The organism is Shimia gijangensis (assembly GCF_900142085.1).
GTDB classification, from domain to species: Bacteria; Pseudomonadota; Alphaproteobacteria; order Rhodobacterales; family Rhodobacteraceae; genus Shimia; species Shimia gijangensis.
The window spans coordinates 113,053-133,743 of the sequence record NZ_FQZQ01000011.1; the positions used below are offsets into that span (position 1 = coordinate 113,053).

Below are 20,691 nucleotides of genomic sequence, written 5' to 3' on the forward strand. Positions count from 1 at the left end.
CATGTTTGATATCGGAATGCCAGAACTTCTGGTGATCGGCGTTGTTGCGTTGATTGTCGTTGGGCCGAAAGACCTGCCAATGTTGTTTCAGCAGGTCGGCAAGTTTGTCGGCAAGGCCAAGGGCATGGCCCGAGAGTTTTCCAGCGCGATGAACCAGGCGGCGGATTCCTCAGGGGTCAGAGACGTGACCGATACGCTCAAGTCGACAACCGATACTTTCAGCAAAGTCTCAAACCCGGTGAAGGCCACCGCGGACTCTGCGCGGGATGCGCTGAAGTCTGTGACCGATCTGGGTATTGATCCGACAAGCAACACTGGCAAACTGGCGGCAGAGCGGGCGGAAGATGCCCGCAAAATCCGTGAAAATAGCGCCAAGAAAGCCCAAGAGCGTCTGGACGCCGAAGCCAAGGCCGCAGAAGACGCTGCCGCCGAGGCCAAATCCCGTGCAGAGGCTGCACGTCAGAGCTCAGAAACGTCTTCTGAAGCACCTGAGGAAAAAGCATGAGCAACACCGAAGAGATCGAAGACAGCTCGGCCCCGTTGATTGAGCATCTGACCGAGCTTCGCACCCGGTTGATCCGATCTGTATTGGCTTTGGTCGCGGGCATCACCATTTGCTTTATACCCATCGGTGGCGATTTTATTGCGGTTCATATCCTCAACTTCCTGTTGGCGCCGATTGAAGAATCTCTGCGGGCCATGGGCGATCCGTCTCCGACCCTTCAGTACACATCGCCGCAAGAGTATTTGTTCACGCTATTCCGGATCTCGATGGTGTTCGGGTTTGCCATGGCATTTCCAGTCATCGCTTTTCAGTTGTGGCGTTTCGTGGCGCCGGGCCTCTACAAGAACGAGCAGGGCGCATTCCTGCCGTTTCTGCTCGCGTCGCCGCTTATGTTTTTGCTGGGGGCGAGTTTTGCCCATTTCGTCGTGACGCCGTTAGCGATGTCTTTCTTTCTGGGCTTTGCAGATGTCAGCTCGATTTTTGCAAACCTGCTACCCGGGTCGGCCCAGGAATTGCCGACTGACGCCGTAGTCGTTCCTGAAACTCAAGAGGGTATCAAGGTTACCTTCTTTGGTAAGGTGAATGAAACCCTTGATATTACACTGAAATTCATCCTGGCGTTTGGGATGTGTTTTCAACTTCCTGTGCTTTTGACGCTTATGGGAAAGGCTGGCTTGGTCAGCTCCGAAGGTCTGGGCAGTGTGCGTAAATATGCGATGGTTTGCATTTTGGTGCTGGCGGCACTTGTGACACCTCCGGATGTTGTTACTCAGCTGATTTTGTTTGTTGTGGTTTACGGCCTTTATGAGGTGTCCATTTTTCTGGTAAAACGGGTTGAGAAGGTGCGTAAGAAAAAGCTGCAGGCCGAAGGTCTTTGGTTTGAAGACGACGAAGACGAAGATGATCCTTTGATGAAGACCTTTGACGAAGATGACGAGGATGACGAAGGTGATACTGAGAACAGTAAGTAATCTCTCGTTTCTATGATTATCAAAAACGCGTCGGATTTCCGGCGCGTTTTCCTTTTGCAGCTGGCTGGTGTGGCCTTGTCGCCCGCCAAGGAACATGGTTTTTAAACACCACCCTTTTCTTCGGAGATGCCCAATGGACGAAACCGCTCTGACCCGCATTGCTGACGCGCTGGAACGTATGTCGCCTGCGCCACAGGAAGCCCCTGATTTTTCAGCAGCAGACGCGTTTGTGTGGCATGTTGAGCCTGACCGGCTCGAGCCTGTGGCCAAGGTCAATCGGGTCGATCTTGCGCTGTTGATTGGGGTGGACCGGTCCCGCGATACCTTGCTGGAGAATACAGCCCAGTTTGCCCGAGGCCTGCCCGCCAACAATGCCTTGCTATGGGGCGCGCGCGGCATGGGCAAGTCGTCACTGGTGAAGGCGATTCATGCGGAAGTTCTGGCGATGGACCTGCCGTTGAAAATTGTCGAATTGCAGCGCGAAGACCTGCCAAGTGTCGCCCGGCTCTTGAACCTGTTGAGGGGGCGCGAAGATCGGTTCTTGTTGTTTTGCGATGATCTGTCGTTCAGCCACGATGACCAACACTATAAATCGCTCAAAGCAGTTCTGGATGGCGGGATCGAAGGCCGTCCGGAAAATGTGGTGTTTTATGCCACATCCAACCGACGCCATTTGATGCCACGGGACATGATTGAAAACGAACGATCCAGCGGTATTAATCCGTCTGAAGCCGTTGAAGAGAAAGTGTCTCTGTCAGATCGCTTTGGGTTATGGCTTGGGTTTCATCCCTGTTCGCAGGATGAATATCTGGACATGATCCGTGGGTATTGTGGCGCTTACGGTGTCGAGATTGATGAGGATACGCTATGGGCCGAAGCCATTGAATGGCAGGCTACACGCGGGGCACGCTCGGGTCGGGTGGCCTGGCAATATTTCACCGACCTTGCCGGGCGTCGCGGTGTCATCTTGTGACCGCGTAAAGCTGAACTCAGGCCCCATTGGGACCTTCGCACATCTTTGGCCGCAGGGGCGCGCGGCGGCCTGTTATCGGATGCATCGGCGCGCCAGAGTGGCTATTTCAGATAGGGCATCGGGTCGACTGAATCGAAGCCTTTACGCACTTCAAAATGCACGAAATTGTCTTTGGAAGGCACTTTGGCCAAGGCTTGACCACGTTTGACCGTGGTTCCTTTGGCAACCTTAACCTGATCAACATTATAGTACACGGTCATCAGATTACCCTCGTGGCGTACAACAACGATTTTGACGTTGTCAGCATCGGTGGTAATGGCTGCAACCTTGCCATCTGAGGCCGCCTTGACGGTGCTTCCGGCCGGGGCCGAAATGTCAACGCCGTTGTTCTTGCCTTTGGAGTACGGCCGGATGATCTTGCCATCGACCGGGTAGCCCATTTGGGATGTGCTTTTGGTTTGTTGATTGCCCAGATCAGGTGCCTTGGGCACAATCACAGCGGCATCTGCCGGGGGCAGCGGCGTTGTTGAACTGGGTGGGGTTGGGGTGGGTGATCCTTGTCCGGGGACAGTGGTGCTTGCAGCCGCGGCCCCTGAATTTGCCGACTTGCTGGCCGTCACGGGAGGGATCAGAAGAATCTGGTTTTCGCGAATGGTGAACTCGCTGTTCAACCCGTTCCAGTCTGCCAATGCGCGTGGCGTGACATTATAAAGTCGCGAAATGGTAAAGGCGGTTTCGCCGCGTTTGACCTTATGGCGAATGGGCTCAAACCCAGTTTCGCCCTTTGGTGCGTTTTTGGGCGCGGGTTGCAAGGGTTCACTGTCGACCTTGGGCGCTGATGTGGACGAGCTGTTAATCGCGCCGCCTGCCAATGCGGTGATGTCCACGTCAGACGGTGGCGTGACAACGCCTGAGCCACCGGTCGCGGCGGAAGGTTCAGCTACGCGATACGGCAAGGCAATGACTTCGCCCTTGTTCAGAGTATCCTCGGGGCGGATGCCGTTGTATTTTGCAAGGTCCTGAACGGGCATGCCAATTCGTGTGGCCACGTCATTCAGAGTGTCACCTCGTCGGGCCACAGCGATCTGATAGTTGGGATATGAGATGATGCCGCGTTTGTCCGGGCTGGGGCGATCTGCGATTGCCTCCTTGGCGGCACTACTGGTGTCCAACCCTGCGCCAAAGGTATCGCGCATGTCATAGTCCAGATCAGAACACGCGGTCACAACTCCAAGCGCCAACCCGGAAACGGCCAGCCGCATAGCGAAAGTAGAAGATGCTGCAAAAGCCATCTCAATATCCTCAATTTTCACCCCTGTTATTTACGAACGGGGATTTCACTCATTACCAGGAAATGGGCGTTTTCGCCTCTTGTTTAAGCGGTATGCCCTGATCAGTTGTCTGGAGCAAGGCCTTCGACAAGTGGCACAAAGCGCACCGGGCGCAATTCATCATAGTCAAATCCGGCCTCGTGGCGCCGCACACGGATCATACTTTGCACCGTATCTGACTGCCCCACTGGCAACACCATGATACCGCCAACTTTTAATTGCGCCAAGAGCGGTCCTGGCGGGTCTTCGGCTGCGGCGGTCACAATGATGCGATCAAATGGCGCCTGATCGGGCAGGCCAAAGCTGCCATCCGAGGTGAAGGCGGTGATATTGGCAAGGTCCATGGCCTCAAACAGGGTGCGGGCTTCGCGGACCAGACGTTTGTGGCGATCGACGGTATAGACGCGGCGGGCGAGTTGGCTGAGGATTGCGGCTTGATAACCGGACCCGGTGCCCACCTCGAGAACTTTATCCCGGGGGCTGACTTCCAACGCTTGCGTCATCAGGCCAACAACAGACGGTTGTGAAATGGTCTGGCCACAGGCAATCGGCAGGGGAGTGTCTTCATAAGCGCGATCCGCAAACAGACCGCGCACAAAGGGGCCACGATCAATGCGCTCCATCGCGGTCAGAACACGCGGGTCGGTGACGCCTTTGCTGCGCAGGGCGAAGAGGAACTGCATTTTACGTTCTGCGGTGGTCGAGGCGTCGGTCATTCGATGGCTTTCAAGGCGTCCAATGCGTCATATGCGGTGAGGTCGGCGCGCATGGGCGTGACCGAGATATAGCCATCCAGATTGGCCGCTGCGTCCGATCCGGGTGCTGTTTGAATGCGTTGATTGCCGCCCTTGATCCACATGAACCGTCGCCCCGAAGGCGAATTATGCGGCTCAACGCTGAAACAGGTGCCTCGGCGGAACCCTTGGGTGGAGACCTGAATACCCTTGACGTTTTTAGCGAGAACAGGTGGGAAATTTACGTTGTAAAACAGGCGATAATCGGCATTTTCCTGCGGGTTCGCCGCGAGGATCTTGCGCACAGTCTCGGCGCCATGTTCGGCGGCGGCCTCAAATGGGTTGTCGATTTCATAGTTTTCCGGGCCGAGGTATTGCGACAAGGCGATCGCGGGAACGCCCTGCAAGGCGGCCTCCATCGCGGCGCCGATGGTGCCGGAATAAAGCGTGTTCTCAGCCGAGTTATTGCCGCGATTCACACCGGACAAGACCAGATCGGGGGGCGTGTCTTTCATCACGTCATGCATGCCGACCAACACGCAATCCGCCGGGCTGCCTTCGGTGGCGAAACGGCGCTCGCCCATCTTTGAAACCATCATCGGGTGGGTGTAGCTGATGCAATGACCGACCCCGGATTGCTCAAACGCGGGGGCCACGGTCCAAACTTCTCCGTCAGCGCCCGCAAGGTCCGTGGCGATGTCGAGCATCACTTTCAATCCGGGTGCATTGATGCCGTCGTCATTGGTGATGAGAATACGCATGGTTTGCCCCTGACCGTCCCTGTCTGCTCTTTGGTCCTGTCTAGTGGAGCAAGGGGCAGGGGGCAAGCATTGCTGGCGCTGGCCGGATCCTTTGGGGGCGGGCCGTGCAAGACTTAGACGGTCAATTCAGCCAGCAACCGGGCGGCTTCGTCGCGTGGATGCGCCAGCGCAGCTTTGTCCTGACCGGGGAAGAACCGCGCACGGGTGCCGGTGGGCATTTCGGCCGGTTGCAGGATGGACACGCGCGGGCCGGTTTTTATGGTTTCGGCCTGCCAGCTTTTGGCGAGCGCGATCTGTGCGGTTTTAGTGGCGCCGTAAGAGCCAAAGAATTTCTCGCCGCCACGAGGATCGTCAAAGAACACCGCATGGCCGTTTTCGCCCAAAAGCGGCGTCAGAAACGGAATCAGAACGCCGGTGGCCGTAACGTTGATCGCCACGGATTTGTCCCAGTCTTTCTCGGAGATATGCCCCGCAGGCGTCAGGGGTGCGCCGTGAATGGCCGTATGCACCCAGAGATCAACCTTGCCCCAGCGGTCATGGATCGAGCGGCACAACTGCGCCATCGCATCCTTGTTGGTGATGTCCATAGGCGCCAGTGTGGCACTGCCACCCTTGGCCTGAATACGGTCATCCAGCTCTTCCAGTGCGCCGGTGGTGCGAGCCACGGCAACGATGTGATACTCGGGGGCGAGGGCTTCGGCCAGCGCAGCACCAAGGCCACGTGACGCGCCTAGGATCAGGGCAATCTTTTCGGTCATGGCCCCCATGTGCGGCCTTCTGCGGGTAAGGTCAAGTCAAAGGGGGGCTGTCTGCCCCCGGATGCCGAAAACGCAGAGCATTTTCGCCACCTCCCCCGAGGATTTAAGGGCCAAAAGATGTATCAGGACGGCATTTCCAGCGTCAGCTCTTTGCCGCCGCGCATCAGGACCACGCTGGTTTCATTGATGCCGACGACAGTGCCAACTGTCGACCGCTCGCCCATCTTTGCCGTCACCACCCTGCCAGATGCCAACAGAATCAGCGCGCGACGGGTGTCTTCGCCGCCTGCGACTCCGATCAGAGTGAGCGCTCCACGCGTGAGTGCTGCTTTCTGAGTGGCCTGCTGGGCCACATGAGTTGAGGTCTTTTCGGTCATGGATATGTGCCTGTTCTGTCACGACCCATATGGGGTGAACGGGGGCAGGTAACAGGGGCGATGGAGGATGAAAAGACCTGCTGGAGCGCCCGTCGGCGGGTTTTTGCCGCAGCGCAGCAATTTGAGCGGATCAGCGTGTCTCGAGGTGGTAGGTTTGTGCCCGCATGGCCAGATAGGCAACGGCCTCTTCTGGGATGGGGTGCGACAGGGGTAGATAGGCCGCGCGGGTGCCTTCGTAGCGAAATGCCTCTGGATAAAGCGCACGCACTTGCTTGAGCATATCGGTGCGGCAGATCACAAAAACGCCTATTTCATCCGGCGTTTTGGGTTTCCAGGAAATGCGCAACGTAGTGCCAGATCGGGTTTGTGAAGTGAGAAACGAAGGTTCCCCCCATTTCAGGACTTCTTCTAACGTTCCAACGGCTGAATTGCTGGCCGCGGTTTGGAAGATCACCTTTCGCAAAGCATGAAAACAGGTCTTTGCAGCTTCAGGCCATCCGGCAATGGTCGTTTCGATATCACTGGGATATTTGGGCGGCATCACTCGGCCGCTTCGACCTCAAAACCCTGTTCGATCATGTCACTTGGCGCGACCGGGTATTCGCCCGAGAAACAGGCGTCGCAGTATTGAGGACAGTCCTTGTCTCGGCCATTGGCCTCTCCCACAGCGCGGTAAAGCCCGTCCAGTGAGATGAATTTCAGACTGTCGACGGCCAGATGCTCGGCCATTTCGTCCGGAGACATATTGGCGGCCAGAAGCTTTTCGCGCTGGGGCGTGTCGACACCATAAAAACAAGGCCATGCAGTGGGCGGCGAGGCAATGCGGAAATGCACCTCGGCGGCGCCCGCATCCAGGATCATTTCCTTGATTTTGCGGCTGGTGGTGCCACGCACAACCGAGTCATCAACCAAGATCACCCGTTTGCCTTTGATCAGGGCACGGTTCACATTAAGCTTGAGCCGAACTCCCATATTTCGGATTTGTTCGGTTGGCTCAATAAATGTGCGACCCATGTACTGGTTGCGGATGATGCCCATCGCAAAGGGGATACCGCTTTCTTGGCTAAAGCCAATAGCGGCAGGCGTGCCGCTGTCGGGAACCGCACAGACCAGATCGGCATCCACCGGGTTTTCGCGGGCCAGCTCTACACCGATTTGACGGCGGGTTTCATAAACCGACTGGTTGCCAATGATCGAATCCGGACGCGAGAAATAGACATGTTCGAAGATGCAGAACCGCGAAGGCTGCGGGCGGAAGGGATAGACAGATTCAATCCCTCCTTTTGCCGTGATCACCACCATCTCGCCCGGTTTGATTTCGCGGATATACTCGGCGCCGATGATGTCGAGACCACAGGTTTCTGACGATAAAACCCAACCGTCGCCCAGTTTGCCAAGAACCAGTGGGCGCACACCCAAAGGATCGCGCACACCGATCAGCTTGGTACGGGTCATGGCGACAATCGAAAACGCGCCTTCTACACGGCGCAGGGCATCTTCCATGCGCTCGGGGATGTTGCGTTGCAGCGAGCGTGCCATCAAATGGATGATGCATTCCGAATCTGACGACGACTGAAAAATCGATCCACGTTCGATCAGCTCTTTGCGCAGGGCAAGCGCATTGGTGATGTTACCGTTATGGGCAATGGCAGCGCCACCCATGGAAAACTCACCAAAGAAGGGCTGCACGTCGCGAATGACAGCCCCCTTAGAGCCTGCCGTGGAGTACCGCACATGGCCAATCGCAAGCGGGCCGGGCAGGGTCTTCATCAGGCTTTCTTTGGTAAAGTTATCGCGCACATAGCCAAAACGGCGTGCTGAGTTGAACCCGTGTTCTGGATGATGACAAACGATGCCGCCAGCCTCTTGTCCACGGTGTTGCAGGGCGTGAAGCCCAAGGGCGACAAAGTTCGCAGCATCCTTGAGGCCAATGACGCCGAACACGCCACACTCCTCTTTCAGCTTATCGTCGTCAAAGGGATTGGCGGGCGGCAAATGTTTGGACAAGGTGTGGCTCCGAATCCGAGTGGGGTTGCTTGACGCCCCTCTTAAGGGGTCGCGCACCACATGTCACGAAAGGATCACAAGAAGAAGTGTCGCGGGCAGACATGTGGCTCGGAATTGACGTTTTGAGGATGCAACATCTGCATTTTATCTCAAGGTGGACTTGTCCTGCATTGGCGAGCATTTGATGGCGGTTGTCGTCTAACAACCGATGACAGATTGCTCGTTGCCTTTTCAGAGCACCATGCAACAGAGAGATACTGAAAAAGCGCCTCTCAATGTTGCATGTGTGCGTTCCGCAGAAATGCGACCTGGAGCACATCAAAACCACTAATGTGGTTCAGTCCATATCCATGCGTCATCATCGTTTGACAATGTGGTCATGGTTGCAGCCCAGAGCGTCGCGTTTACATCAGTGAAGTCCTCTACATTGCCGTTGCGTTGCGCCACGTTAGATTGACCGACAAAGGCAATCACACCGAATTCAATCAAACTCAGACCAATAAGAACTCCAATAAACTTGCGCACAGCTCTTCCCTCCCCATCTCGATGATCTCACGAACGTCGGGCAGATGGATTGATCCAACGCAGGAACGCGTGTGCCACAACAGACAATAGCGCGCATTGCAGGGTTCTTTTTTGTTTTTGGATAGGCCCATTTTTGATGTGTGTCATGGCTGAAATGAGCGTTTTGAGGCACAATTTCCAGTAGGGAGGATACATCATGCGTAAGCTTTTATTGATGCTGTTACTTGTCATCGGCCAAGTTGCCCACGCGGATTTCCTTAGTGAAAATCGCGGACATTGGGAGGGCACGGGATCACTGCCTTCGGGGCTCGAATGGCCAGTCTAGGTTGAGTTTCAAGCAAACACCGCTCAGGTCTACACGCCGGACGATGGCTGCGAGGCGATCTGGACTTTTGAAAGTGTGACGTCAAACATGATCAAGGGCTGGGAGGAGCTCACAGTGGGGGCTGATCGGTGCTATGTTGGGCTCAAGTTCGTTGTGACGCGATATGATGAAAGCCGGATAAAGGTGGACTGGTTTCAATTGAATGGAATGTTTGTCGCCGAAGCGCTCTTGTGGCGCGTGCAATAGAGGTTCGCAAGCCGACAGACTGCTCGAATTTTCTTTGGTGTTTTTGCAAAGTTCTTCTCAACGCAAGTGCTGATTGAACGGCGTCGATTCTGTTAAGACCAGAAATAAAGAAAGCTTGGGCCGAAACCCAAGCTTTCAGTCGTTTTATCAAGTCGGATCGCTTACTATTCGCAGACACCAACCAAGTCTTCATATTGCTGGGTAATCCATCCCAGCGCCTGGGCCGGGTCGCGTTCCTCAATTTTTGAGGTCATGCGGGAAAACACTGTGGCCGAGCGGCTATCGTCGACCATTGGGAATGTTTGAGATGTCGCCACGGTTTCGTAGACGAAAAATGCGATGGCCACCAATAGGATGCCGCGCAACACGCCGAACAGAAACCCCAGCCCCTGATCAATCCCGCCAAGGGCAGACCGTTGTACAAGTGACGAAAACAGGGGCGTAAACAGCGAAACGACCACCAAGGCCACCGCAAAAACGGCCGCAAAGGACGCGATCACCGAAAGTTCACAACTGTCCGCCAGATATTCCCCAACAACGGGGACTTCTTTAACCAATGGCACGACTTTGGGGGCGAACATGAACGCCAGCACCGCGGCGGCAATCCAGCCGACAATGGCCATCGCTTCGCGCACCACGCCACGACTATACGCCAGAAGGGCCGAAATGATGATGACGCCGGCCACGACGCCGTCGATAATGGTAAAACCTTCCATGCGCTCTTCGCTTTCTTTCTGCCGCCTCTATGAACCTGAGGCTTTAACCTGCACCAAACACGTCGCCAACAAAAGACGTCAGATCCCCCATCCGGTTCAGCGTGATACCGCTGATTTCGGGAGTCTTGCCACCTTTGGGCGCGATTGCCGTTGTGAAACCAAGTTTTTGCGCTTCTTTCAACCTGTTTTCTGTCTGACCGACCGCCCGAAGCGCTCCTGACAGGCTGATTTCGCCAAAAACAACGGTATCTGAGGGCAAGGCGGCATCTTCGCGGGCTGACAAAAGTGCTGCGGCCACGGCCAGATCGGCGGCGGGTTCGTTGATCTTCATGCCACCTGCAACGTTCAGATAGACGTCTAGCCCTGTAAAAGGGATTCCGCATCGGGCCTCAAGTACGGCCAAAATCATCGCCAGTCGCCCACTATCCCAGCCGACCACTGTACGGCGAGGCTGAGAATGCGGTGAGGGGGCAACAAGCGCCTGAAGTTCGGTCAGAACCGGCCGTGTGCCCTCAATACCGGCAAAGACCACGCTACCAGCGGTGGGTTCTCCGCGATCTGACAGAAACAAAGCCGAGGGGTTCAGGACTTCGGCAAGGCCTTTGCCGGTCATTTCGAACACGCCGATTTCATCTGCCGGGCCAAAGCGATTTTTCACGGCGCGCAGGATGCGGAACTGATGGCCGCGCTCGCCTTCGAAGTAAAGCACTGTGTCGACCATATGTTCGACCACGCGCGGACCGGCGATTTGGCCGTCTTTGGTGACGTGGCCTACAAGGATCACAGCGGTGCCCTTGCGTTTGGCAAAAGAGGTCAGCTCATGGGCTGCGGCGCGTACCTGGCTGACGCTGCCCGGCGCGCTACCGACGTTGTCGGACCACATGGTTTGAATGGAATCGATGATCGCCAGCTTGGGACGCTCCGCCTCAAGCGTGGTTAGAATATCGCGCAAGTTAGTCTCGGTGGCGAGCTGAACTGGAGCCGAAGTCAGGCCCAATCTCTGCGCGCGCATGCGAATTTGCGCACTGGCCTCTTCGCCCGAAACATAAAGCGTTTTCAAACCATTAGAAGCGAATTGTGCAGCAGCTTGCAGCAATAGCGTTGATTTGCCAATACCGGGGTCACCCCCCACAAGGATTGCGCTGGCTGGTACAAGTCCACCGCCCAGAACCCGATCCAGTTCGACCAACCCACTGGTGCTGCGGGGCGGCGGGGCCTCTTCGGTGCGCAGATCGGTCAGCGCAACGGTGCGCCCCTTGCTGCTGCCCAGCGACGCTGATGATGGGCCGGTGCTGAGGGGCGTGTCTTCGACGATGCTGTTCCATTCGCCGCAGGCATCACAACGCCCGGACCATTTGTTGGTGACATCGCCGCAAGCGGTACAGGAAAACTGGATTTTAGATTTGGCCATGATGTGTTTGTGACGCCTCAGCGTTTGCGGGTCAAATAGCTAATCGCGATTGAGGACAAAACACAGCCTGTAAACAGATAAAGTCCCCAGCCAGATTGCACCGTCACATAGCCAGCCCCTTTGATCAGAACCACATAAAGCGCGATCAAAAACACATCGGCCATGGCCAGTTTTCCAAGGATTTCCAGAACTGGCAGGGTTTTACGCCGAAGAAATCCAAAGTGGATCAGGCCAAGGCCGATTGTTTTCATGTAGGGCGCAAAAATCGCCAGAAACGTGACCAGCAAGGCCAGCGCCGGGTCAGAGCCCCACAACGATTGCAGGCCGGAGATGATGCTAATTTCGCTGAGTCCAAAAATGGGCAGCAGCCCCGCGCGCAACAATGGCGCGAACCACGCGATCGGAAACAGGATCAGAAGGGCAAGATTGGCGTAACGCAGGATCATGGGCCAAGAGGTAAACACGGCGTGCAGTGGAAACAAGCTTCTGTAGGGGGGAAGGTTTGGAAAACTCAGTCAACCTGAGCGGTTGGTGAAAAACGTCTTCGGTATTGCGGCTGGAACAGGCCACGCGTTTTAGGGTCCCTGAAGGTTAATGAGAGAAATCCGCCTGACTCAAGGCCCAGCCCGCGAAAATGATGGCAGCCCATAGCGCGGCTGAAATCGCGGGAACTGCGCGAAAACGTAAGCCTTGAGGCCATTTAACGACAGCAACGATCAGGACGATCAGTGAAAGTGCGGCAACGATCATCATAGCAAGTTCTGCCGATGCGCCCGTCGGGAACCAGCTAATCTCAGGCAGGCTTAGACCAAGATCGTATCGCAGCTCCCAAAGCACGAGAACACCCATCAGGACGGGCAGACACAGCAAAAGGGTTCCAAGCAAGGACTTTTTTCGAATAAGTATGGCACCGCTTAAGGCGGTCACAGCTGTCGCGAGGATAGGCCCAAGGAGGATCAGAACGGCTAGGACGGTGAACATCAGACTGCCTCATTAACAAATATCAATTGATAGAATGGAGACATATCGCAAGATTGTCGAATGCTGCGTCCTGAAGGCGGCTGGCAGCTACCGAACTGCCTCAATCGGCCCCTCGGCGCTGCCAGAGATAAACTGCGTCAGATAAGGGTCGCCGGAATTGTCCATCTCGCCCACGGGGCCGGTCCATTGGATTATCCCGTCATGTAGCATGGCAACCTTGTCGGCGATGGCACGAACCGAGGACATGTCGTGGGTGATGGTCATAGCTGTAGCGCCCATTTCAACAACAATTTCGCGGATCAAGTCATTGATCACGCCCGACATAATCGGATCGAGGCCCGTGGTGGGCTCATCAAAAAAGATAATCTCAGGTTCAGCGGCGATGGCGCGAGCAAGGCCGACTCGCTTTTGCATGCCGCCAGAGAGTTCGGACGGAAAAAGGTCAGCCACGTCCGGCGTCAGGCCGACGCGGCGCAGTTTTTCGATGGCAATATCGCGGGCCTCATCACGAGGGCGTTTCAGTGATCCGCGCAATAGCCGAAAGGCCACGTTCTGCCAGACCGGCAGGGAGTCAAACAATGCGCCGCCCTGAAACAGCATACCAAAGCGCGCCAGAAACGCGTCGCGGTCGCCCTTGGTGGCATCTTTGCCGTCCACGGTGATGGTGCCACTATCCGGTGAGATCAGACCCAGAACAGATTTCAAAGCCACGGATTTACCGGTGCCAGACCCGCCGATAATCACCATGGATTGGCCCTTGGGAATCTCAAGATTCACGCCTTGCAGCACCTTTTTGGGGCCGAATGATTTATGAACGTCGGTAAATGTGATCATGTCGAGAAAAACAACGATGTGAGCAGGAAGTTGGCAGCCAGGATCAAAACGGCGGCGGCCTGAACGCTGGCTTTGGTCGCGCGGCCCACACCCTGGGCGCCGCGGCCTGAGTTCATACCATAGTAACAGCCCATGGTGGCGGCGATTCCACCAAACACAGCGCCCTTGATCAGGGACGAAATGATGTCGGATTGTTGAAGGAAATCAACTGTGTTGCGCACATAAGTGGCGGGATTAAAGCCCAATTGCTGGGTGCTGACCAGAAAGCCGCCATAAATACCGATGATATCGCCAATGCCTACGAGAACAGGCACCACGATCAGAGCGGCCAACAGGCGCGGGGCCGTGAGGTACTTCATCGGGTGAGTCGACAGAGTGGTCAGCGCATCAATCTGTTCGGTGACTTTCATGGTGGCAATCTCGGCCGCAATCGACGAGGTCACACGTGCCGCCACCATCAGGCCCACAAGAACCGGACCAAGCTCGCGCACCATACCGATGGCGACGATCTGAGGCACCACGGCCTCGGCGGAAAACCGGCTGCCGCCGTCATAGATTTGCAAGGCCAGTGCGCCGCCAGTAAAGATCGCAGTCAGGCCCACCACTGGCAGAGACAACCAGCCGATGTTCAGCAAGGCATTGGCAAATTCGCGAGCGTAAAAGGGCGGGCGGAAGATATGTGTCAGCGCCGAGAGCGCAAAGATCGTGACCTGACCGATCGTGGCCAAAAAGGCCAAAGTGGCACGCCCAAGTGCGGCGAGAGGGGCAGTGAGAACCATCATCCTTTGTACCGCCGTCCATAACGTTCACCAAGCGAGGTCAGGATTTCATATCCGATGGTGCCTGCGGCCTCGGCCAGCGTGTCGACGGACTGATGCCCGCCCAGAAGCTGAAGATGTGTGGGGGTCTCTGTCAGGTCAGTTACATCCGCTGCAATCATATCCATTGAAATGCGTCCAATCACCTTGCAGGGTGTGTCGCCGTGATGAACCCAGGCGTCTTCTCCCATGGCACGCAAGATGCCGTCGGCATACCCCGCTGCCAGTGTGGCAACGCGGGATGGGCGGTTGGCGATCCATGTGTTTGAATAGCCAACGGTTTCTCCCGGCTCAAGGTCGCGAATCTGAATAACCGGAATATCAAGTTGCGCCACAGGTGTCGCTTCGACAAAGGGCATCCCACCATAAAGGCCAACGCCGGGGCGGGTGAGATCAAAATGGTAGTCATCGCCCAAGAGAATGCCACCTGTCGCCGCTAAGGATCGAGGGACGTCAATGCCATCGGTCATCTCGTGAAATGCCCCGAGCTGGCGCGGGTTCATCGGATTTTCAGGATCGTCAGCACAGGCCAGATGAGACATCAAAAGCGTTGGGCCTTGTGCCAGCACGATATCACGAGTTGCGGCCCATTCAGCCGGCTCCATGCCCAAGCGGTTCATGCCGGTGTCCAGCTGCACGCCGAACGGGGCCGTTGGGAGCGCCTCAAAATGGCGCAGCATCTGGTCCACGCTATTGAGCATTGGGGTTAGTGTCATATCCGAAATCATGTCGGTGTCGCCAGACATATGTCCGGACAGGATGTTGATCTCGGGCTCGGGTCCCAGGGCCTGTCGCAGGGATGTGCCTTCTTCGGATGAGGCAACAAAGAACCGCTTCACACCTGCGTGCAGTAATGCACGGGCCGGGCGATCCCCGCCAAGGCCATAGCCGTCAGCTTTGACCACGGCGGCGGTTTCACAGGTGGTCATGGCGTCAAGAACACGCCAGTTTTCACAAAGAGCAGTGAGGTCGATTGATAAGGTCGCTGTAGCCATGCAGGACTTTTCGAACGCGGTGCGCATAAGGTCAAGGGGAAAGGCGCGGGCCGGCGGGTCAGTCGACCTTAGTCGTATAAGGTCACGTTCGATTCCGGGTGGGTACGATAGTGGTCTAGTCGACTTTGCATATCCCCGACGTGCAATTCGAGCCGGTGTCCGTCGGGATCCATGAAATACAAGGATGGACCCTGACTGCTGTTGGTCTGCCACTCTGGGCTGGTTGCCCGAATACTTTTAGCAAGGGCCTCAAAACCTTCACCAGAACAGGACAATGCAAAGTGGGTGTAGTCCTGTCTTGGCGTGACCGGGCCCACAGCAAGGCACAGCCAAATCCCGCCCAGATCCAGATAGGCGCCGGTTGCCCATTTTGCGGTCTTTTTGGCGCCAAGAATACCACAGTAGAAGTCAAGCGCGCGTTGCAGGTCCGTGACCGCAAGTGTGATGTGATTAAGCCCCTGAATGGCTGGCATTAAAAGCCAACGTCGTCTGGTTCCTGCCAGGACTTGGCGAGGTTGCCAAAGCGGGTAAATTCAGCTTCAAAGCTGAGCTTAATGGTGCCAATCGGGCCGTGACGCTGTTTGCCCACGATCACGTCCGCTTTGCCATAAAGCTGCGACATGCGTTCCTGCCAGGCGGCGACTTCATCCAGACGATCAGCCGACGGTTCTTCGCGTTCGGCATAGTATTCTTCGCGGAATACAAACATCACCACATCGGCGTCCTGCTCGATCGAGCCAGATTCGCGCAGATCAGACAACATTGGGCGTTTATCGTCCCGGCTTTCGACCTGTCGGCTGAGTTGCGACAGGGCGATCACGGGGATATTCAGTTCTTTGGCGATGGCTTTCATGCCCATCGAAATCTCTGCGATTTCATTGACCCGGTTTTCAGCTGTCCCGCGGCAAAGTTGCAAATAGTCGATGATCAACACGTCCAGCCCATGGGTGCGTTTCAGACGCCGCGCGCGGGCTGCCAGTTGCGAGATTGGAAGGGCGGGCGTGTCGTCAATGAACAACGGGCAGGCTTCCAGCGATTTTGCGGCATCGACAAAGCGCCGAAACTCACCTTCTGTCAGATCACCCTGACGGATTTTGTGAGACGAAATCTCCGAGGCTTCGGCAAGGATACGTGCGGCCAGTTGTTCAGCGCTCATCTCAAGCGAAAAGAAGCCTACAACACCGCCATCCAATGCGCCTTCGGTGCCGTCGGTCTTGATACCCTTTTTATAGGCCTTGGCGATGTTGAAAGCGATGTTGGTTGCAAGCGAGGTTTTGCCCATGGATGGACGCCCGGCAAGGATCAAAAGATCTGATGGGTGCAAACCCCCCAATTGTTTGTCGAGATCGGTTAGGCCGGTGGAAATGCCCGCCATACCGCCACCGCGCTCGTAGGCCTGATTGGTGACATTCACCGCTTCGGTGACCGCCTTGAGGAAGGACACGAAGCCGCTGTCGGTCTGGCCTTGCTCGGATAGCTTATAGAGCGCCTGTTCGGCCTCAATAATTTGTTCCTTCGGTTCAAGTGCCACATCGGCTTTTTGGGCCTTGGTCGAGATATTGTTGCCCAAGCCAATTAATTCGCGGCGGATCGCCATGTCATAGATCATCTGCGCGTAGTCGCGCGCTGCAAACGCTGAGATCGCAGCACCGGCCAAACGGGCCAAATAGGCTGGACCGCCGAGTTCTTTCAGGCCTTCATCGTCTTCCAGAAACGCTTTGATTGTCACCGGAGAGGCCAGATTGTTGCGGGCGATGCGGGCTGAGGCGACCTCGAAGATACGGGCATGCACCGGGTCATAGAAATGTTCGGGGCGGATGATCGCCGCAATCCGATCGTAAATGTCGTTGTTGGTGAGGATCGCGCCCAGAAGCTGTTGCTCAGCCTCAATGGAATGGGGCATCGGGTCGTCAAGTTTAGCTTCCACGCCCGTGGCGTTGATTGTCGCGATCTCGTTCATTTGGCCTGCCTCCTCGATAGAGGATGTTCTATGTGGATCGGCCCATGCTGGCTATGTGCAAATTTTCGCGGATAACCAAGCCTGAACCTTGTGGACATTCGTGTGGATAACACGAATTACCCCAGATTTCGACGCCAGAATAGTGCTCGCCGCAATATATGGGGGCTGGGGTTTGATTCTGTGGATAGAATCATCCCCAAACTTTCCCCAGTTATTTTGCCATTCTGGCATCTTGCCAGGCGCGGGGTGATTTCAGGAAGGATTCGACCTCGGTCAATGTGTCATCCGAAAAAGCCCCTTGCGCGCGGGCCTCGGCCAATACGTCCCACCAGGTGCATAGATAGTGCAATTCAACACCGTGGTCGCCCAGGGTTTTGGTCGTCTCCGGGAAGATGTCGTAATAAAAAATCACTGCCGTATGACCACAAGTGGCCCCGGTTTCGCGGATCGCATCTACAAAGCTGAGTTTGGAGCCGCCATCGGTGGTCAGGTCCTCGACCAGAAGAACCCTCTCGCCTTCACTCATCGCGCCTTCGATGCGGGCATTTTTGCCGTAACCTTTGGGTTTTTTGCGCACATAGGTCATGGGCAGCGCCATACGCTCGGCCACAAGGGCGGCAAAAGGGATGCCTGCGGTTTCGCCGCCGGCGATATTGTCAAAGGCTTCAAACCCCGCGTTGCGCATGACCGTGACGGTCATGAAATCCATCAACGTCGAGCGGATGCGTGGAAACGAGATCAGCTTGCGGCAGTCGATATAGCTGGGTGAAGGCAGACCGGACGCCAGTGTGTAGGGTTCGTCCGTGTTGAAGTTCACGGCACCGATTTCAAGCAGCATACGCGCGGTCAGGCGGGCTATTTCTTCTGGCGAGGGGTAGGATGTGGGGATCATGGGATCATCCTTATTGGGTTATCGCTGTGGAGACGGCAGGGGCCTCCGGCGGGAGTATTTCGGGCAATACGAAGATCAGGTCACGTCCCAGTAGACCGGAAAACCGGGGTCGAACACGGTGACGGTGTCGTCGCCAGCGTCAATCCTGGCAGGGAATTGCGTGGCACTGTCGGATTTGGTGAGCGTGAGCGTGTCGCTGTTGACCGGCAGGCCATAGAAGGCTGGGCCATGGTGCGAGGTGAACCCTTCCAGCTTGTCCAACGCGCCGGCTTTTTCGAAAGTCTGGGCGAGGATGGACAGGGCATTTGGGGCGGTAAAACACCCTGCTGAGCAGCATTCGGCCTCCTTTGCGTGTGTTGGGTGGGGCGCGCTGTCGGTGCCGAGAAAGAAACGTGCATCCCCTGAAGTTGCGGCGGACAGCAAAGCCTCGCGGTGTTCGGCGCGTTTCAGGATCGGCAGGCAATAATAATGCGGACGCATTCCGCCAACCAGCATGTCATTGCGATCCAATATCAGGTGTTGGACAGTGATCGTGGCGCCGAGATCGAACGCATTGGCCAGAACATAGTCGACGCCGTTTTTGGTGGTGATATGTTCCATCACCACACGCAGGCCGGGAGTCGCTTTGCGGATCGGATCAAGTACGCGATCGATAAAGACGGCCTCGCGATCAAAAATGTCGATATCGCTGTCGGTCACTTCGCCATGCACGCACAGGGGCAGCCCAATCTCGGCCATTTTTTCCAGAACGCCGCGCACTTTGTCAAAGTTTGCAACACCTGAGGCCGAGTTTGTTGTGGCCCCTGCAGGGTAAAGTTTCACCGCTTTGATCAGACCCGACGCATGCGCCGCGGCCAGATCATCGGCATCGGTGTCTTCGGTCAGGTAGAGCGTCATCAAGGGTTCAAACCCCATGCCGTCCGGCAAGGCCGCCATAATTCGATCACGGTAGGCCGCCGCGTCTGATCCTGTCACCACCGGAGGAACCAAGTTTGGCATGATGATCGCGCGACCGAAATGACGTGCAGTTTCAGGCAAGACAGCTTTCAACATTGCGCCATCGCGCAGATGCAGGTGCCAGTCATCGGGGCGGGAGATTGTCAGGGATTGGCTCATACCTGCCGATTACACAAATTGACTGTCTGTTTCCAGAGGCAATGAGGTGACTGCGATGTTTAAGCGCTCAATCGCCCTTCGCTGGCGGCGGCATCCAATTCGGTCAGTGTTTTTTCAAATTGGGGGGCTCTCATCCGGGCGGTCACATTTGCACACAACAGGGCCGTCAAAAGAAAACGATTGCCTTGTTTGAGTTGTTTTAGAAGGTGCCGTAGGTAAGGCAGGTGGTTTCGACGTGCCCGCATCAGTTTGAAAAAGCTCGCGCGGGTCAGTTTGCCGATATTGGCCTGCACCAGAATACGAAACAGGACCTGCATCTCTAAAAGCTGTGCTTCGGGATCGGGCCCAAGCCGCGGCAGCGCCAAACGCTCAACGTTATCGGCATGAAACAGAGTGGCGTGCATGGCGTCTTCCTGCTGATCGCGGCTGTAGAGGACAAACGCTTGATCTGCGGCCTCGATCATCTCCGGCGCAAAGCCATATCGGTCAGTGAAACACAGCCTGCGTGCTTCAGTGTAGCGCCGGTCCCAGTCTGCCATAGAAGGATCAAGCGTGGCTTGCGGATTGATTGTCACGACCCGTGCGCCGGGGGCGGTAACCGAAAATGCAGCGGCGGCATAGCCACATGGACCAGCGCCGTAAAACAGGACGTTTTCGAATTCATCAAAAAAGCCGTCGTCTGCAAGTCGGTCAAAATAGGCGTAAACAGCGGGATCCCGAAACCAGGTGTCGCCATCCGATAAGACGCAAAGATGTGACCAGCCCAGCTCGCGCACCAGTTCAAACCCCAAAGGCTGACCCGAGTCACCCCTGTTCTGAACGCCCTGAATCGTTTCAAACGTCACCAGCAGGATCGGTTTTTCCTCGACCAAAGTGGCGTAATGCCGGTCACCAAGCGGTTGAAAATATCCATGCTCGTCAACAATGTTTTCCAATGTCTCGAGCCAATCTGACTTACCAAGCCCAAGCATGGGCACGTCAAAACCATTTACCATATCTTGCATGACCTAAGTCCTCTTCCCGCTTGCCACCTGAACTGCGGGTCTATCGTTGACCCCCGAGCTATTGCGGTAATACGGCGAAAATAGGGAAGATAATCACAAAAGGCAAAAAACCGCTACTTGACCGTGAGGTGAGCGAAGAGCAGCCTAGTCGACGGAGCAAAAAAAATAGGATGCAGGCCTTTTAATCAGTAAAAGATGTGCAGGTAGCCCGTGGAAAAGACGGATATATTTGATCTCGATCCTTGGCGATCGTGGTTTTTCTGTCCGTCAGACTCGGACGACCTTTGTGTCTGAAAGGTGAGGCCAGAGTAGGTAGGGCAGAGATCGCCAAGGTGATTTTTGCGCGCTGGGGAAACTAGGGGCTGTTGACGTTCGGGATTCCCATTTTGTCTGACTTCTGATTCAAGGTTGCAAACAAAGGAGAGTAATCTTGACCCGAAGAGTTTTGACC

General features: G+C 55.9%; 25 protein-coding genes. 5 read left to right on the forward strand and 20 right to left on the reverse strand.

Annotated features, from left to right (window positions below):
- Position 1 precedes the first annotated feature (1 nt).
- The 3 genes from tatB to BUC32_RS11195 all read left to right on the forward strand — a co-directional run bounded on the left by tatB (position 2) and on the right by BUC32_RS11195 (position 2,449).
- Positions 2 to 505 carry a Sec-independent protein translocase protein TatB gene (gene tatB, locus BUC32_RS11185; RefSeq protein ID WP_073252594.1) on the forward strand — a complete coding sequence of 168 codons (504 nt, stop codon included), beginning with the start codon at positions 2 to 4 and terminating at the stop codon, positions 503 to 505.
- Positions 502 to 1,476: a twin-arginine translocase subunit TatC gene (gene tatC, locus BUC32_RS11190; protein ID WP_073252596.1), complete on the forward strand. Its 975-nt coding sequence runs from the start codon at positions 502 to 504 to the stop codon at positions 1,474 to 1,476. The genes tatB and tatC overlap by 4 nt, the downstream gene beginning before the upstream one ends.
- Positions 1,477 to 1,609: 133 nt before the next feature.
- Positions 1,610 to 2,449, forward strand: a complete 840-nt coding sequence (locus BUC32_RS11195) for an ATP-binding protein (RefSeq protein ID WP_073252598.1) — start codon at positions 1,610 to 1,612, stop codon at positions 2,447 to 2,449.
- Positions 2,450 to 2,550: 101 nt separating this feature from the next.
- Here the strand turns inward: BUC32_RS11195 and BUC32_RS11200 are convergent, their stop codons facing one another.
- The 8 genes from BUC32_RS11200 to BUC32_RS11235 all read right to left on the reverse strand — a co-directional run bounded on the left by BUC32_RS11200 (position 2,551) and on the right by BUC32_RS11235 (position 8,942).
- Complete coding sequence (locus BUC32_RS11200) at positions 2,551 to 3,741, reverse strand: peptidoglycan DD-metalloendopeptidase family protein (RefSeq protein WP_073252659.1); 1,191 nt, start codon at positions 3,739 to 3,741, stop codon at positions 2,551 to 2,553.
- Between the two features lie 101 nt (positions 3,742 to 3,842).
- A complete protein-coding gene (locus BUC32_RS11205) occupies positions 3,843 to 4,496 on the reverse strand; it encodes a protein-L-isoaspartate(D-aspartate) O-methyltransferase (protein ID WP_073252600.1) in 654 nt (217 codons plus the stop codon).
- Complete coding sequence (gene surE / locus BUC32_RS11210) at positions 4,493 to 5,275, reverse strand: 5'/3'-nucleotidase SurE (RefSeq protein WP_073252602.1); 783 nt, start codon at positions 5,273 to 5,275, stop codon at positions 4,493 to 4,495. Before surE ends, BUC32_RS11205 begins: the two co-directional genes overlap by 4 nt.
- 113 nt (positions 5,276 to 5,388) lie before the next feature.
- On the reverse strand, positions 5,389 to 6,033 hold the full coding sequence (locus tag BUC32_RS11215) for an SDR family NAD(P)-dependent oxidoreductase (RefSeq protein ID WP_073252660.1): 645 nt from the start codon (positions 6,031 to 6,033) through the stop codon (positions 5,389 to 5,391).
- A 122-nt stretch (positions 6,034 to 6,155) separates the two neighbouring features.
- Entirely contained in the window at positions 6,156 to 6,410 is a 255-nt protein-coding gene (locus BUC32_RS11220) for a hypothetical protein (protein WP_073252604.1), read from the reverse strand.
- A gap of 130 nt (positions 6,411 to 6,540) precedes the next feature.
- Entirely contained in the window at positions 6,541 to 6,951 is a 411-nt protein-coding gene (locus BUC32_RS11225) for a hypothetical protein (protein ID WP_083599311.1), read from the reverse strand.
- Positions 6,951 to 8,405: an amidophosphoribosyltransferase gene (gene purF / locus BUC32_RS11230; protein ID WP_073252664.1), complete on the reverse strand. Its 1,455-nt coding sequence runs from the start codon at positions 8,403 to 8,405 to the stop codon at positions 6,951 to 6,953. Before purF ends, BUC32_RS11225 begins: the two co-directional genes overlap by 1 nt.
- A 339-nt stretch (positions 8,406 to 8,744) precedes the next feature.
- Complete coding sequence (locus BUC32_RS11235; protein ID WP_073252606.1) at positions 8,745 to 8,942, reverse strand: hypothetical protein; 198 nt, start codon at positions 8,940 to 8,942, stop codon at positions 8,745 to 8,747.
- Positions 8,943 to 9,138: 196 nt separating this feature from the next.
- Here BUC32_RS11235 and BUC32_RS21135 point away from each other — a divergent pair, with 196 nt between their 5' ends.
- Together BUC32_RS21135 and BUC32_RS20660 are read left to right on the forward strand one after the other, a co-directional pair.
- Positions 9,139 to 9,267, forward strand: coding sequence for a hypothetical protein (locus BUC32_RS21135; protein WP_281248975.1), 129 nt, complete (start codon positions 9,139 to 9,141; stop codon positions 9,265 to 9,267).
- Positions 9,268 to 9,354: 87 nt separating this feature from the next.
- Complete coding sequence (locus tag BUC32_RS20660; protein ID WP_175556926.1) at positions 9,355 to 9,513, forward strand: hypothetical protein; 159 nt, start codon at positions 9,355 to 9,357, stop codon at positions 9,511 to 9,513.
- Between the two features lie 164 nt (positions 9,514 to 9,677).
- On the opposite strand, the gene BUC32_RS11240 is transcribed toward BUC32_RS20660, so the two are convergent.
- The 12 genes from BUC32_RS11240 to BUC32_RS11295 all read right to left on the reverse strand — a co-directional run bounded on the left by BUC32_RS11240 (position 9,678) and on the right by BUC32_RS11295 (position 20,240).
- The gene (locus BUC32_RS11240; protein ID WP_073252608.1) at positions 9,678 to 10,229 is read right to left on the reverse strand and encodes a CvpA family protein; all 552 of its coding nucleotides are present in this window, start codon (positions 10,227 to 10,229) and stop codon (positions 9,678 to 9,680) included.
- 43 nt (positions 10,230 to 10,272) lie between these two features.
- Positions 10,273 to 11,640 (reverse strand): DNA repair protein RadA, encoded by a 1,368-nt coding sequence (gene radA / locus BUC32_RS11245; protein ID WP_073252610.1) that lies wholly within the window; start codon positions 11,638 to 11,640, stop codon positions 10,273 to 10,275.
- Positions 11,641 to 11,657: 17 nt separating this feature from the next.
- A complete protein-coding gene (locus BUC32_RS11250) occupies positions 11,658 to 12,086 on the reverse strand; it encodes a paraquat-inducible protein A (protein WP_073252612.1) in 429 nt (142 codons plus the stop codon).
- A 145-nt stretch (positions 12,087 to 12,231) separates the two neighbouring features.
- Positions 12,232 to 12,621 (reverse strand): hypothetical protein, encoded by a 390-nt coding sequence (locus BUC32_RS11255; protein ID WP_073252614.1) that lies wholly within the window; start codon positions 12,619 to 12,621, stop codon positions 12,232 to 12,234.
- Between the two features lie 87 nt (positions 12,622 to 12,708).
- Entirely contained in the window at positions 12,709 to 13,455 is a 747-nt protein-coding gene (locus BUC32_RS11260) for an ABC transporter ATP-binding protein (protein ID WP_073252616.1), read from the reverse strand.
- On the reverse strand, positions 13,452 to 14,234 hold the full coding sequence (locus BUC32_RS11265) for an MlaE family ABC transporter permease (RefSeq protein ID WP_073252667.1): 783 nt from the start codon (positions 14,232 to 14,234) through the stop codon (positions 13,452 to 13,454). The genes BUC32_RS11260 and BUC32_RS11265 overlap by 4 nt, the downstream gene beginning before the upstream one ends.
- Entirely contained in the window at positions 14,234 to 15,268 is a 1,035-nt protein-coding gene (gene alr, locus BUC32_RS11270) for an alanine racemase (RefSeq protein WP_073252665.1), read from the reverse strand. The genes BUC32_RS11265 and alr overlap by 1 nt, the downstream gene beginning before the upstream one ends.
- A gap of 68 nt (positions 15,269 to 15,336) precedes the next feature.
- A complete protein-coding gene (locus BUC32_RS11275; protein WP_073252618.1) occupies positions 15,337 to 15,741 on the reverse strand; it encodes a VOC family protein in 405 nt (134 codons plus the stop codon).
- Complete coding sequence (locus tag BUC32_RS11280; protein WP_073252620.1) at positions 15,741 to 17,228, reverse strand: replicative DNA helicase; 1,488 nt, start codon at positions 17,226 to 17,228, stop codon at positions 15,741 to 15,743. Before BUC32_RS11280 ends, BUC32_RS11275 begins: the two co-directional genes overlap by 1 nt.
- A gap of 211 nt (positions 17,229 to 17,439) precedes the next feature.
- Positions 17,440 to 18,120 (reverse strand): orotate phosphoribosyltransferase, encoded by a 681-nt coding sequence (locus BUC32_RS11285; protein WP_073252622.1) that lies wholly within the window; start codon positions 18,118 to 18,120, stop codon positions 17,440 to 17,442.
- Between the two features lie 75 nt (positions 18,121 to 18,195).
- Positions 18,196 to 19,236 (reverse strand): dihydroorotase, encoded by a 1,041-nt coding sequence (gene pyrC / locus BUC32_RS11290; RefSeq protein WP_073252624.1) that lies wholly within the window; start codon positions 19,234 to 19,236, stop codon positions 18,196 to 18,198.
- Positions 19,237 to 19,295: 59 nt separating this feature from the next.
- Positions 19,296 to 20,240 (reverse strand): phosphoadenosine phosphosulfate reductase, encoded by a 945-nt coding sequence (locus BUC32_RS11295; RefSeq protein ID WP_073252626.1) that lies wholly within the window; start codon positions 20,238 to 20,240, stop codon positions 19,296 to 19,298.
- Positions 20,241 to 20,691: the final 451 nt, after the last annotated feature.